The organism is Streptomyces sp. XY006 (assembly GCF_002237655.1).
Lineage (GTDB): Bacteria > Actinomycetota > Actinomycetes > Streptomycetales > Streptomycetaceae > Streptomyces > Streptomyces levis.
In genome coordinates this window covers 57272-70499 of the sequence record NZ_NOKT01000034.1, presented here as the reverse complement: position 1 = coordinate 70499, position 13228 = coordinate 57272, and the positions used below count along the sequence as shown (strand labels likewise).

Below are 13228 nucleotides of genomic sequence, written 5' to 3'. Positions count from 1 at the left end.
GGGCCGCTGCGTCGCGCCGCTCGCGCCCGGGCCGGCCGCGGTCACCATCCCAGCAGCCAGCGCCCGCCCCCGATCAGCGAGCACAGCGACACGGCGTGGAACAGGAAGAACCACAGGCCCGCCGGCACGTGCGTCAGCCGGGACAGCTGGTCCGCGTCCGAGTCGCCCGCCCCGCCCCGGGCCCGCTTCGCCTGCAGTTCGAAGGCCGGGCGCACCCCGCCCAGCAGCAGGAACCACACCACCACGTACGCGAACGCCGCCTGCACCTGAGGGCCGGCCAGCCAGGACACCACCACGAACAGACCACCGGTGATGATCATCGTCAGGGCGCCGTAGGCGTTGCGGATCATCACGAGCATGGCGAGCAGCAGGGCCGTGGCCAGCCACAGCAGGAGCGTGATGCGGCCCGCGCCGAGCAGCGCCGCGCCGCCGAGGCCCAGCAGGGGTGGGGCGGTGTAGCCGGCGGCCGCCGTGAGGATCATGCCGATGCCGTGCGGCTTGCCGCGGCTGACGGTCAGGCCGCTGGTGTCCGAGTGCAGGCGTATGCCCGTGAGGGTACGGCCGGTGAGCAGGGCCACGAGCCCGTGACCGCCCTCGTGCGCGATGGTGATGGCGTTGCGGGAGATGCGCCACAGTCCGTGCGGGATCACCACGGCCAGCGCCAGTCCCAGGGCCGCGATCACCACCCACAGGTCGGGGTCGGGCTGCGTACCGGAGACCTCGTCCCAGAGGGAGGCGAGTGAGGCGGTTGCGGTGCTGTCCATGTGCGGCGTCGGCTCCCTGCGGTCGAACGGGATCTGGCAGTGTGGCACGTACGTGCGGACGGTATCCAAGAAGCCTGAGAACCCGGGGCCCCCTGGGAGACGTCCGACGGCGCACCTGCGGTTTCCCCGACGCGGGGACCAATCCGCCGCCTCACCGGGACCGGATTACGTCCGGAGATGTCCCAACAGCGGAGGCCCCTGTGAGAGAAGCCGTGTACATCGGCAGAAGTCCCTCGTCGGAACCGGACCTGCAGGAGCTGGTGGGACGCGTAGCCCTGGGCGACGAGGACGCGTTCGCCTCCGTCTACGACGCCGTGGCCGGATCCGTGCTGGGGGTCGCACGGGCCGTGCTGCGCGACCGGGCGCAGTCGGAGGAAGTGGCGCAGGAGGTCCTGGTGGAGGTGTGGCGGACCGCGCCCCGCTACCGGTCCGACCGCGGGACGGCCCTCAACTGGATCCTCACGCTCGCGCACCGCCGCGCCGTGGACCGGGTCCGCTCGGTCGAGGCCGCGGCGGCCCGGGACCACAAGGCCGCGCTGCTGGCCCGCACCCCCGAGTTCGACGAGGTGACCGAGCAGGTCGAGGCCCGGCTGGAGCGGGAGCAGGTACGGCGCTGCCTGCGCACGCTGACCGAGGTGCAGCGGCAGGCCATCACGCTCGCCTACTACCGCGGCCTGACCTACCGCCAGGTGGCACAGGCGCTCGCCCTTCCGCTGGGCACGGCCAAGACACGGCTGCGTGACGGGCTGATCCGCCTGCGCGACTGCCTGGGGGTGACCGCGTGAGCACGACCGCAGAGCTGCACATGATGACGGGGGCCTACGCCCTGCACGCCCTGGCCGACGGGGAACGCGCCGCGTTCGAACGGCACCTGGAGGCCTGCGAGCCCTGCGCGCAGGAGACCGCCGAGCTGTCCGCCACCGCGGCCCGGCTGGGGCTCGCCGCCACCGAGACGCCTCCCGCGGCCCTGCGCGAACGGGTGCTGCACCGCGTCTCCTCCGTCCGCCAGGAGCCGCCGGGTGTGCTGACGGCGGTCCGCGCCGGCCGGGCCGGGCCGCGAGGCCGGCTGCTCTCCCGGTGGGCTCTGGCCGCCTGCGTCGCGCTGGCCGCCGCGCTCGGCGGCACGGCGGTGTGGCAGCACCAGCGGGCCGAGGACGCGCTGCGCGAGGCCCGCCAGGCCGCCGGGGAGCGGCAGGGGACCGACCGGATCGCCGCGGTGCTGGCCGCGCCGGACGCCAGGACCCGCAGCGCCGCGCTCGGCGACGGCGCCGTCGGCACGGTCGTGGTCTCGCGCAGCCTGGACCGGGCCGTGTTCGCCGTCTCCGGGATGGCGCCGCCCGGCGCCGGCAAGGTGTACCAGCTGTGGTTCGACGACCGCGGCACCATGCGGCCGGCCGGACTGATGGATCCCGGCCGCACCGCTCAGACCGTCCTGATGAGCGGAGCGGTCGACGGGGCCTCGGGCCTCGGGGTCACGGTGGAACCGTCGGGCGGCTCCCGGCAGCCGACGTCCGAGCCGGTCGCCGTGCTGCGGCTGCCCGCCTGAGCGGAGCACGGCCGCTCCCGGTGCGAGCCCTTTCCTGCTCTCCCTCCGGGATTTCCCTCCAGGCTTTCCTCTCCGTGGATTCCTCACCGTGCATTCCTCTGCGTGCTTTCTGCGTGCCTTTCTCTCCGTGTCTTTCTCTTCGTGCCTTTCTCTCCGTAGCCGAGCGGCGTGCGGATGGGTGCGGAGATAAGATTCACTCGATCGGGGAAACGGCCAATCCGGACCGGCCGCCGGACCGGATTCCCCACGTGATCGACGACGACAGGAAATCTCGCGGGACCTCCGGCGGCCTCCGCCGGGCGGCGGCCGCGCTCGCCGGGGCCGTGTCCGGCTTCGCCGCGCTCGCCGTCGCCGAGCTGGTGTCGGCGGCGGTCCGCCCGGAGGCCGGGCCCGTCGTCGCGGTGGGCGGCGCGGTGATCGACCGCACCCCGGCCGGGGTGAAGGACTGGGCGATCCGGAATTTCGGCACCGACGACAAGCTGGTTCTGCAACTCGGAATTCTCGTCCTGCTCGCGCTTTTCGCGATGGCCCTGGGAATCGGTGCGCTGCGTTTCCGGCGGGCCGGGGCAGCCGGGGTCCTGGTGTTCGGCGTGATCGGCGCGCTCGCGGCGACGACCCGCCCCGACTCCCGCGGCCTGTCCGACGCCCTGCCGGCGCTCGTGGGCGCGGGCGCCGGAGCCGTCGTCCTCCATGCGCTGGCGGGCCGGCCGGCCCCCCGTGAGCGCGCCGCGGGTTCCATCGCCGCGGGAGATGCCCACGAGGGCTCCGTCGTGGACTGGGACCGGCGGGGTTTCGTGGTGGCGGCCTCCGTCGCTGCCGCGGCCTCGGCCGGTGCCGGGGTGCTGGGCCGGTCCCTGAACTCCTCCGGCCATCGGGACGCGGTGGCGAGCCGCGGCCGGCTGGTGCTGCCGGCGCCCGCGTCGCCCGCCCCGGCCGTCCCCCGGGGAGCCGGGCTGCGGATACCCGGCGTCAGCGCCTTCGTCACGCCGAACCGCTCCTTCTACCGGGTGGACACCGCCCTGGTGGTCCCGAAGGTGGACGCCACGGCCTGGCGGCTGCGCATCCACGGCAAGGGCGTACGGCGTCCGCGCACGCTCTCCTTCGACGACCTGCTGCGGCGCGAGCTGGTCGAGCGCGACATCACGCTCACCTGCGTCTCCAACGAGGTCGGCGGACCCTACGTGGGCAACGCCCGCTGGCTCGGCGTCCGCCTGGCCGACCTGCTCGCCGAGTGCGGAGTCGAACCGCCCTCCGCGGGCGGCCCGGCCGACCAGCTCGTGGCCCGCTCGGTGGACGGCATGACCCTCGGCAGCCCCGTCGAGGACGTCATGGACGGCCGGGACGCGCTGCTCGCCGTCGGGATGAACGGAGAGCCACTGCCCTTCGCGCACGGCTTCCCCGTCCGCATGGTGGTGCCCGGCCTCTACGGCTACGTCTCCGCCTGCAAGTGGATCGAGGACATCGAGCTGACGACGTTCGCGTCCTACGACCCCTACTGGGCCGAGCGGGGCTGGGCCCGGCAGGCCCCCGTGAAGACCCAGTCGCGCATCGACACCCCCAGGCCCTTCGCCCGGCCCCGGGCCGGCACGGTCATGGTCGCCGGAGTCGCCTGGGCGCAGCGGCGGGGCATCGACCGGGTCGAGGTCCGGGTCGACGACGGCCCGTGGCGACGGGCCCGGCTCGCCGCCGAGGACAGCCGTGACACCTGGCGTCAGTGGTCCTTCCCCTGGCAGGCCACCAAGGGCGGCCACACCCTCACCGTCCGGGCCACCGACCGGACCGGGAGCACCCAGACCGAACGGCGCGCCCGGACCGTCCCCGACGGCGCGACCGGATGGCACTCCGTCGTGGTCACCGTCGACTGACCTCCCCCGGCGACCACCCGGCCCCTTCCCCTTTTTCCAGCTTCCGCGGCACCCGCTGCGGCAATCCACAGGAGAACCACATGAACACCCGTATCCGCCGTGCAGCTCTCGCCCTGGCCGCCGCGGCCGTCCTGCCGCTGTCCCTGAGCGCCTGCTCCGACAGCGGCAGTGACTCCGCCGAGGCCGGGTCCTCCCCGAAGGCGTCCGCCCCGGCCGGGGCCTCCGACGACGGCATGTCCGGCTCGGACACCGCCACCGGCACGGACGGGCCCTTCGGCGCGGCCTGTTCGGCGGTGCCCACGAGCGGAGCCGGTTCCTTCGACGGCATGGCCCAGGACCCGGTGGCCACCGCCGCGTCCAACAACCCGGCCCTGTCCACCCTGGTGAGCGCCGTGAAGAAGGCCGGGCTGGTCGACACGCTCAACAACGCCGAGAACATCACCGTGTTCGCCCCGACCGACGACGCCTTCGCCAAGATTCCCAAGGCCACCCTGGACCAGGTCCTCAACGACAAGGCCCAGCTCACGAAGATCCTCACCTACCACGTCGTGGGCCGGAAGCTGGCGCCGAAGGACCTGGAGAACGGCTCCTTCGAGACCCTGGAGAAGTCGAAGCTCACCACCTCCGGCTCCGGCGAGTCCTACACGGTCGACGACTCGGCCAAGGTGGTCTGCGGCAACGTCAAGACCGCCAACGCCAACGTCTACATCATCGACTCGGTGCTGATGCCCGCGTCCTGACGGCTCATCAGTGCGGGGCCGGGGCCGGCAGCAGGCGCCCCGGCCCCTGGGCGTTCCGCGGGGCCGTTTCCGGGCATGCGCGTCACAACGGCGGCCGCAGGGGTCCGAGCACGCACCGGCACCTCGCCGACGAGCCGAGACGGAAGGCACCATCATGAGCAGGCAGACCCCGGCCGCCGGGACCCCGCGCCCCGCGCGCACCCGTCCGCGCCTCGGCGTGGCGCCCCGGCGGATGTCCCGTGTCCGCTGATCCGCACCCCGCCGACCCGCGCCCCGTCGCAGCTCGCCCCGGGGCCCGCCCGGCCGCCGCCCGCCGGAGGGCCGTCTCCCGGAGGGCCGCCGCCTGGTGGCCCGCGCTGCGGCGCACCCCCGTCTCGCTGTGGAACGACGACATCACGGACTTCGCGGCGGCCCTGACGTACTACGCCATCCTGGCCGTGCTGCCGGCGATGCTGGCCACGGTCCTCGCGTTCGGCCTGATCAGCCCGGACACGGCGAAGGAGTTCGTCACGCACGTCACCGCGTACGTGCCCGCCGAGTCCGCCGGGGACCTGCATGCGGCCCTGTCCCGGATGCTCGGCCCGGACGGCGGAGCCTGGCCGCTGCTGACGGCCGGCACCGTCAGCGCGCTGTGGTCCGCCTCCACCTACCTCGCCGTCTTCCGCCGCGCCCTGCACCGCATGCACCGGATCGAGGACCACCGGTCGCCCTGGCGCAGGGCCCACCGGATCGTCCTCACCGCGCTGGCCCTGCTCGCGCTGCTCCTCACCGGCTCCCTCGCGCTGCTGCTGACCGGGCCGCTGGCCGAGAGCGTGGGCCGGGCGCTCGGCCTGGGCAGCACGGCGGCCTGGAGCTGGAGCGTGCTGCGCTGGCCCCTGCTGCTGTGCCTGGTGGCGCTGCTCGTCGTGGTCGTCTTCCACACCGGCCCGGCCCCGGCACGCCGGCGCGGGCTCTATCTGCCCGGCGGTGTCGTCGCCGCCGTCCTGTGGCTGCTCGTCTCGACCGGCTTCGCGCTGTACACCTCCACCCTGAGCGCGTACAGCAGGCTCTACGGCTCGCTCGCGGGCGTCGTGGTCTTCCTCATCTGGCTGTGGCTGTCCAACCTCGCGCTGCTCGCCGGTGCGCAGTTCACCGCGGAGCTCTGCAAGGACGGCGGTGACCCGCCCGCCTGCCGCGGCAGCGGCACCGGCCCGGCACGTCCGGCGACCCTCTCCTGAGGCCGGTACGCGTTCGAGCGCGCTCGGCGCCGTCTGCGATTCTTGGACGTGTCCCGGCGACCGGGACACCAGAGCAGCGAGGAGACGTCGCACGGACCCGCGTCTCCGCAGGCCGGAGGGGTGCAGGACATGTGCGGACGGTACGCGGCGAGTCGTAGGCCCGAGGATCTCGCGGGAATCTTCGAGATCGAGAAGTGGGAGCCCGAGGAGACCCTCGCACCGGACTACAACGTGGCCCCCACCAAGGAGGTCTACGCCGTCCTGGACCGCCCCCTGAAGGACACGGACGACCCGCGGCCGGTCCGGCAGCTGCGCACGCTCAAGTGGGGGCTCGTGCCGTCCTGGTCGAAGACGCCCGAGGGCGGCGCCCGGATGATCAACGCCCGCGCGGAGACCGTCCACGAGAAGCCGTCCTACCGCCGCGCCTTCACCTCCCGGCGCTGCATCCTGCCCGCCGACGGCTACTACGAGTGGGTCACCGGCACGCAGGAGCGCGAGCTGGAGGTCGAGGGGAAGAAGAAGCGGCCCCGCAAGCAGCCCTACTTCGTGACCCCGGCGGACGGGTCGGTCTTCGCGATGGCCGGGCTGTACGAGTTCTGGCGGGACAAGACGCTGCCGGACGACCACCCGCAGGCCTGGTGGGTGACGTGCTCCGTCATCACCACCGAGGCCGAGACGAGCCCGCTCGCGGTGGGCCCGGCCGAAGGCCCCCGGGCGCTGGCCGACATCCACCCCCGGATGCCGCTGATGCTGACGCCCGACCGCTGGGACGCCTGGCTCGACCCGTCCCGCACGGACGCCGACGACCTGCGCGAGCTGCTCGCCGCGCCGCCGGCCGGGCTGATGCGCGCCTACCCGGTCACCACGGCGGTCAGCAACGTCCGCAACAACGGACCGGAGCTGCTGAAGGAGCTGGAGGGCCCCGAGGAGGGCACACTCTTCTGACGTGAGCGATGTGAGCGGCGTGAGCGGCGTGAGCGATGTGAGCAGTACGAAGGACGGGACCGGCGCGGCACGTGAGACCACGGAGGCCGTCGAGACCGAGACCGTCGAGACCGAGGCCGGGACCGCCCGGATCACCTGGCACCCGGCCGGGAAGCCCCGGCTGGTGCTCGCCGTCAGCCACGGCGCGGGCGGCGGCATCGAGGCCCGCGACCTGAAGGCCCTGGCCGAGGTCCTGCCCGCCCACGGCGTGACCGTGGCCCGGGTGGAGCAGCCCTGGCGGGTGGCGGGGAAGAAGCTGGCGCCCGCGCCCAAGACCCTGGACACCGGCTGGCGGGGCATCTGGCCCGCGCTGGCGGCCCCCGGACTGCCGGTGGTCTCCGGCGGCCGCAGCGCCGGGGCCCGGGTCGCCTGCCGTACCGCCGGTGAGCTGGGCGCCCACGCGGTCCTCGCGCTGAGCTTCCCGCTCCACCCGCCCGGCAAGCCGGAGAAGTCCCGGGCCGCGGAACTGCTGGGCTCCGGCGTGCCCACCCTGGTCGTGCAGGGCGGGAACGACCCGTTCGGCAGGCCGGAGGAGTTTCCCGAGGGCGCCTACGAGCTCGTGGAGGTTCCGTACGGGGATCACGGCTTCGCTGTGCCCGGACGTGCGGAGATCTCGCAGGACCGGGCCGTGGCGGTCATCACGGACGCGGTCGCCCGGTGGACCGGGTCACTCGGGTAAAGCTTCGGGAATGCCGGGGCGGCGGTCGCTGTTGTGCGGGACGTACGTGCTGGGGACCAGCACCGACGCCGTAGGAGAGGGAGTCCGCCGCATGGGTTCGACCATCTGCCCGAGCCGCAGCAGCCGCGCCGACCTGGACTGGACGGTGCTGCACGCGGCCAGGACCGCCCCGATTCGGGCGGCGGGCGGACCGGATCGTCGTCTATCCTCCGATTCGGGTGAGACCGGCCTCGGTCTCACGAGAGCATTCGAGGAGGTGGGTCCGGTCACTGGGACCGACGCAGGGGCCGACAACGGCCAGGCGGAGCAGCCCGAGGACCAGGGCGGCACGAGCACGGAGACCGCGACCGAGCGCAGCGCGCGCTTCGAGCGGGACGCGCTCGAGTTCCTCGACCAGATGTACTCGGCCGCGCTGCGCATGACGCGCAACCCGGCCGACGCCGAGGACCTGGTGCAGGAGACGTACGCCAAGGCGTACGCGTCCTTCCACCAGTTCCGTGAGGGCACCAACCTCAAGGCGTGGCTGTACCGGATCCTCACCAACACCTTCATCAACTCGTACCGCAAGAAGCAGCGGGAACCGCAGCGCTCGGCGGCCGAGGAGATCGAGGACTGGCAGCTCGCCCGCGCCGAGTCGCACATGTCGACGGGCTTGCGCTCCGCGGAGTCGCAGGCGCTCGACCACTTGCCCGACTCGGACGTGAAGGAAGCGCTCCAGGCGATTCCCGAGGAGTTCCGCATCGCCGTCTACCTGGCGGATGTCGAGGGCTTTGCCTACAAGGAGATCGCCGACATCATGGGGACACCCATCGGAACGGTGATGTCCCGTCTGCACCGCGGCCGCCGTCAGCTGCGCGGCATGCTGGAGGACTACGCCCGTGAGCGGGGGATGGTTCCGGCCGGCGCCGGAGAGTCGAACGAAGCGAAAGGCTCGGGGTCATGAGCTGCGGAGAGCCGCACGAGACGGATTGCAGCGAAATCCTCGATCATCTCTACGAGTTCCTCGACCATGAGATGCCGGACTCGGACTGCGTGAAGTTCGAGCACCACTTCGAGGAGTGCTCGCCGTGTCTGGAGAAGTACGGCCTGGAGCAGGCCGTGAAGAAGCTCGTCAAGCGCTGCTGCGGACATGACGACGTGCCCGGGGACCTGCGCGCCAAGGTCATGGGGCGGATCGACCTCATCCGCTCCGGCCAGGCGGTCCCCGACCAGGACGTGACGGCCTCGCCGGCCACGCCGCAGGAGTCCTGAACCCGGTCCCGGGACTCGAACGCATCACTCGAACGTGCTAATCCGCGGGTTATCGGCCCGCGGAGCCCCCTCCCGTCGTCCTAGGCTCCGGGCCTGACGGACATGGCGGACATGGCCGGGGAGGGGCGCATGGAAGCGGTACCGGCACGGACACGTGTGTATGTCGCCTGTGTCGTCGTCGCCGCGGTCCTCTGCCTGCTGCCGCTGCCGGGCGTTCGCGCGCCCTGGTGGGCGGTCGCGCTGCTGGCCACGCTGTACGCCGGCTGTGAGCGCGTCGCGCGCTCCCGGTTCGTGGGGATCTCCCACCCGGCCGGGACCTTCTACCCCGTACTGCTCGCCGGTGCGTTTCTGCTGCCCGCGCCCGCCGCGGCCCTCGTGGCCGTGCCGGGCGCGCTGCTGTCCCACGTGGCGCAGCGGCCGGTGGCGCTGCGCCGGCTCTGGCGGGCCGCGCAGCTCGTCCTCGGCGTGTGGGCGGCGGCCCGGGTGCACTGGCTGCTCGGCGGCCGGGACGCGGTCGTCGCGGGGGACGTCCCCTACGCGCTCGGTCCGGCCGGGGCGGCCGTGCTGGCGTTCTGCGTGGTGCTGGCGGTACTGGACGGCGGCATCCTGGCCGTCGCCGAGCGGGTGCCGGTACGGCGGGCCTGGCGGGGTCTGGTGGCGCGCTCCCTCGCGCCGATCGCCGTGCACGGGCTGGCCGGGCTGATGATGGCCGTGCTGTGGCGCAGCCCGTACGGGCCCGTGGCCGCGCTGCTCGTGCTGCTGCCGATGTGCGTCTCGTGGTGGGCGTTCGCCCAGTACCACCGGGAACGGGCGGCCCATCAGGCGACCATCCGGGCGCTGGTGCAGGCCGTCGACATCAAGGACGGCTACACACGCGGGCACAGCGAGCGCGTCGGGCAGGCGTCCATGATGATCGCGCGCGAGCTGGGCATGGACGACGCGCGCGTCGAGGTGCTCCGCTTCGCCGGGATCCTGCACGACGTGGGCAAGCTGGGCGTGCCCACCCGGCTGCTCCGCAAGAACGGGCCGCTCACGCCCGAGGAGCGGCGGGTGATCGAGCTGCACCCCGAGTACGGGCACGAGATGGTGCGCGGCATCGGCTTCCTCGGCGAGGCCCGGGCCGCCGTGCTGCACCACCACGAGCGGCTGGACGGCAGCGGGTACCCGTACGGGCTGGTGGGCCGTCAGATCCCGGAGTCCGCACGGGTGGTCGCGGTCGCGGACGCCTTCGACGCCATGACCTCCACGCGCTGCTACAGCCGGGCCCGTCCCGTGCCGGTGGCCCTGGCGGAGCTGGAGCGGTGTGCGGGCAGCCAGTTCGACCCGGTGATGGTCACGGCCCTGGTCGGGGCCGTGGAACGGACGGGGTGGCGCCCGGCGGTGACGGCGGACGAGACGGAGGACCTGGGCGGCCGGACAGCCGAGGACCACGGCAACGGCCCGGGCGGCGGCACCGGCCGGAGCGGTCGGGCAGGCGAGGGCGACCACAGCAGCCAGGGTGACCGGACAGGCCAGGGCGACCGGACCGGCCCGGGCGACCGGACCGGCCAGAGCGGTCGGACCGGCCATGGCGGCCAGGACAGCCGGACCGGTCAGGGCGGAGAGGACGGCCAGGCCGGTCAGGGTGGCGATGGGGCCCGGGGCGTGCCGAGGCCGGGGGCGCCCGTGTCCGGGCCGTCCGCGGCGCCCATGCCCGGGGCGCCGGGGGCGCGGCGATGAGTGCCTATCGGCCGCCCCCGCTGCTCACCCTCGTCCACGCCTGTGCCGCCGTCCTCGCCGCATGCTGCCTCGCCGTCACCCTCTACAGCGGGCTGGAGGAACGCCGGGTCGCCCTCGCCTTCGGCGTCCTCGTCACCGTCGGCGAGCTCACCCGGCGCGACGACACCCAGGTCAGGGAGCCGGCACCGCTCGGATCCGCCGCGGCCCTGTCGTACGCGCTGCTCGGCGAGGCCGGCGGTCAGCCCACACACCACGGTCCCGCCCAGGTCGTCGCCGTCGTCCTCGCCGCCTCGCTGCTCGGCAGCGTGCCGCACGTGGCCCGCGGGCAGGGCCCCACCCTCGACCACCTCGCGCGCCGCGTGCTCACCGTCGGCTTCGTCGCCGTGTGCTTCCAGCCCCCGTACAACCGGGGCATGTTCGACGACTGGGGCGGACCCGCCTACGCGTTGCTGCTCCTCGCGCTGCTGTCGCTGACCGCGCTGTGCGACGCGGTGCTCGCCGCCGCGCTGGCGCACTCCCGCACCGGCTGGCCGTTCGGTCCGGTGCTGCGGGACGAGCTGCGGGCCGTTCGCGGCATCGGCTCCGCCGTCATCGCCACCGGGGCGGTGATGGCCCTGGCGGTCGCCGTCGTGGGGCTCTGGGCGCTGCCCGTCTTCTCCGTGCCCCTGCTGCTCGCCCAGATGTCGTTCCGCCGCTACGCGGCCGTCCGGGCGACCTACCGGCAGACCATCGCCTCCCTCGCGAGGGCCACCGAGGTCGCCGGCTACACCCCCTGCGGTCACGCCCGCCGGGTCGCCGCGCTCAGCCTCGCCGTCGGGCGTGACCTGGGCCTCACCGAGCCCGAGCTGGCCGTGCTGGAGTACGCGGCCCTCATGCACGACATCGGCCAGCTGAGCCTCGTCGACCCCGTGCCGGCGGGCGCCACCGCCGCCCTGCCCGCCGCGGAACAGCGCCGGATCGCGCTCCTGGGCGGGGCGGTGGTCCGGCAGACGGGCGTCGACGAGGCCGTCGCCGTGGTCGTGGAACGGCAGGCCGACCCGTACGCGGAGCAGCCGCTCGCCGCCCGGATCGTCCGCGCCGTGAACGCGTACGAGGAGAAGTCCCGGGAAGGAGGCCCGGGCGGGCCGCTGACCGCGCTGGAGGAACTCCGGCTCGCCACGGCCGGGGAGTACGCGCCGGAAGTGGTGGAATCACTGGCCCGGGTACTGGCAAGGAGCAGTCTGACGCTGCCCGTGGCTGGGTAACCCATGGGTAATGAGCGCCCCCGAGGCCGTACGTGGTTGGATGCGAAGGAGAAGGTGTCCGGGGGCTCGAAACACAGCTACGGCCAGCCCACCGCACGGAACTGGCAGGCGGGAATCGTGAGGATCTTCGGCAAGGGACGGCACCGGCCCTCCGCCTCCTGGCGGCAGGCCACAGACCGGGCATTCACCCTCATCGGCGACGGCCGGTACGAGGACGCGGGCGCACTGCTGACACGTGCCGCCGATCTGGAGCCCTGGCTGTCGGAGTCCTGGTTCAACCTCGCCCTGCTGCACAAGTTCCGGCATGACTGGGAGCAGGCCAGGGCCGCCGGACTGCGCGCCGTGGCCCTGCTCGACCGGGACACCGGCGCGCCCGACTGGTGGAACGTCGGCATCGCAGCCACCGCCCTCCAGGACTGGCCGCTGGCCCGCCGCGCCTGGCAGGCCTACGGGCTGCGGGTGCCGGGTGCCGCGAACGACTCCGGGGAGCCCGTCGGCATGGACCTCGGCAGCGCGGCCGTACGGCTGTCGCCGGAGGGCGAGGCCGAGGTCGTGTGGGGACGGCGGCTGGATCCCGCGCGGATCGAGGTGCTGTCCATCCCGCTGCCGTCGTCGGGGCGGCGCTGGGGCGAGGTCGTGCTGCACGACGGGGTGCCGCACGGGGAGCGGACCACGGCCGCCGGGCACACCTACCCGGTCTTCGACGAGATCGAGCTGTGGGCGCCGTCGCCCGTGCCGACGTGGGTCGTGCTGCTGGAGGCGGCGACGGAGGCCGACCGGGACGCGCTGGAGCAACTGGCAGCGGACGCCGGGTTCGCCGCGGAGGACTGGTCGTCCTCGGTGCGGCTGCTGTGCCGGATGTGCTCGGAGTCCCGGATGCCGTCGGACGAGGGCGACGGGGAGCACCTCGATCCGCACGATCACAGCGAGCCGGGCCACCCCGGGCCGCTGGGCCACCGGACGGACGGGCAGCTGTGGGTGCCCGAGCGGGAGTGCGGCCTGGCCGCGCCGGCCTCGCTGGTCCGGGGGCTGCTGGACGGGTGGGTGGCGGACAGTCCGGATTCTCGGGACTGGCGGGATTTGGAAGAGGTGTGCTAGGTCGTCCGACGGGTGCGGCGCCGTGGGGCTGATCGCGCAGTTCCCCGCGTCCCTGAGGGGGCGCCTTCCCCGTACCCTGTATCAGCATCCCGGGTTGGATTTGTTCAGGAAGGCGTACGGA

At 73.7% G+C, this 13228-nt stretch carries 12 protein-coding genes and 1 pseudogene; 12 read left to right on the top strand and 1 reads right to left on the bottom strand.

Annotated elements, in window-relative coordinates; all coding sequences use genetic code 11:
- Nucleotides 1-41 precede the first annotated feature (41 nt).
- Entirely contained in the window at nucleotides 42-764 is a 723-nt protein-coding gene (locus CHR28_RS31585; RefSeq protein WP_094057139.1) for a M50 family metallopeptidase, read from the bottom strand.
- A gap of 200 nt (nucleotides 765-964) precedes the next feature.
- Here CHR28_RS31585 and sigK point away from each other — a divergent pair, with 200 nt between their 5' ends.
- The 12 genes and pseudogenes from sigK (at nucleotide 965) to CHR28_RS31525 (ending at nucleotide 13107) form a co-directional block, all read left to right on the top strand.
- Nucleotides 965-1549 (top strand): ECF RNA polymerase sigma factor SigK, encoded by a 585-nt coding sequence (sigK, locus tag CHR28_RS31580; RefSeq protein WP_094057138.1) that lies wholly within the window; start codon nucleotides 965-967, stop codon nucleotides 1547-1549.
- A gap of 20 nt (nucleotides 1550-1569) precedes the next feature.
- Nucleotides 1570-2310, top strand: coding sequence for an anti-sigma factor (locus CHR28_RS31575; RefSeq protein ID WP_094057162.1), 741 nt, complete (start codon nucleotides 1570-1572; stop codon nucleotides 2308-2310).
- 248 nt (nucleotides 2311-2558) lie between these two features.
- Nucleotides 2559-4175 (top strand): molybdopterin-dependent oxidoreductase, encoded by a 1617-nt coding sequence (locus CHR28_RS31570; protein WP_094057137.1) that lies wholly within the window; start codon nucleotides 2559-2561, stop codon nucleotides 4173-4175.
- 80 nt (nucleotides 4176-4255) lie between these two features.
- Nucleotides 4256-4915 carry a fasciclin domain-containing protein gene (locus tag CHR28_RS31565; protein WP_094057136.1) on the top strand — a complete coding sequence of 220 codons (660 nt, stop codon included), beginning with the start codon at nucleotides 4256-4258 and terminating at the stop codon, nucleotides 4913-4915.
- 239 nt (nucleotides 4916-5154) lie between these two features.
- Nucleotides 5155-6132 (top strand): YihY/virulence factor BrkB family protein, encoded by a 978-nt coding sequence (locus CHR28_RS31560; RefSeq protein WP_094057135.1) that lies wholly within the window; start codon nucleotides 5155-5157, stop codon nucleotides 6130-6132.
- A 129-nt stretch (nucleotides 6133-6261) separates the two neighbouring features.
- The gene (locus CHR28_RS31555; RefSeq protein ID WP_094057134.1) at nucleotides 6262-7077 is read left to right on the top strand and encodes an SOS response-associated peptidase; all 816 of its coding nucleotides are present in this window, start codon (nucleotides 6262-6264) and stop codon (nucleotides 7075-7077) included.
- 37 nt (nucleotides 7078-7114) lie between these two features.
- On the top strand, nucleotides 7115-7795 hold the full coding sequence (locus tag CHR28_RS31550) for an alpha/beta hydrolase family protein (protein ID WP_094057161.1): 681 nt from the start codon (nucleotides 7115-7117) through the stop codon (nucleotides 7793-7795).
- A 256-nt stretch (nucleotides 7796-8051) separates the two neighbouring features.
- Nucleotides 8052-8738, top strand: a complete 687-nt coding sequence (locus CHR28_RS31545; protein ID WP_218829480.1) for a sigma-70 family RNA polymerase sigma factor — start codon at nucleotides 8052-8054, stop codon at nucleotides 8736-8738.
- A complete protein-coding gene (rsrA, locus tag CHR28_RS31540; RefSeq protein WP_094057132.1) occupies nucleotides 8735-9046 on the top strand; it encodes a mycothiol system anti-sigma-R factor in 312 nt (103 codons plus the stop codon). Before CHR28_RS31545 ends, rsrA begins: the two co-directional genes overlap by 4 nt.
- A 129-nt stretch (nucleotides 9047-9175) precedes the next feature.
- A pseudogene (locus CHR28_RS31535) lies at nucleotides 9176-10442 on the top strand (HD-GYP domain-containing protein); the annotation flags it as partial.
- Between the two features lie 319 nt (nucleotides 10443-10761).
- Nucleotides 10762-12009, top strand: a complete 1248-nt coding sequence (locus CHR28_RS31530) for an HD domain-containing protein (protein ID WP_094057131.1) — start codon at nucleotides 10762-10764, stop codon at nucleotides 12007-12009.
- A gap of 117 nt (nucleotides 12010-12126) precedes the next feature.
- On the top strand, nucleotides 12127-13107 hold the full coding sequence (locus CHR28_RS31525; RefSeq protein WP_094057160.1) for a tetratricopeptide repeat protein: 981 nt from the start codon (nucleotides 12127-12129) through the stop codon (nucleotides 13105-13107).
- The last annotated feature ends 121 nt before the right edge of the window (nucleotides 13108-13228 follow it).

Bases quoted from the DNA above. Each gene is read 5' to 3' on its own strand.
- CHR28_RS31585 (WP_094057139.1), bottom strand. From the start codon at position 764: ATGGACAGCACCGCAACCGCCTCACTCGCCTCCCTCTGGGACGAGGTC.
- CHR28_RS31575 (WP_094057162.1), top strand. From the start codon at position 1,570: ATGATGACGGGGGCCTACGCCCTGCACGCCCTGGCCGACGGGGAACGC.
- CHR28_RS31565 (WP_094057136.1), top strand. From the start codon at position 4,256: ATGAACACCCGTATCCGCCGTGCAGCTCTCGCCCTGGCCGCCGCGGCC.
- CHR28_RS31555 (WP_094057134.1), top strand. From the start codon at position 6,262: ATGTGCGGACGGTACGCGGCGAGTCGTAGGCCCGAGGATCTCGCGGGA.
- rsrA (WP_094057132.1), top strand. From the start codon at position 8,735: ATGAGCTGCGGAGAGCCGCACGAGACGGATTGCAGCGAAATCCTCGAT.
- CHR28_RS31530 (WP_094057131.1), top strand. From the start codon at position 10,762: ATGAGTGCCTATCGGCCGCCCCCGCTGCTCACCCTCGTCCACGCCTGT.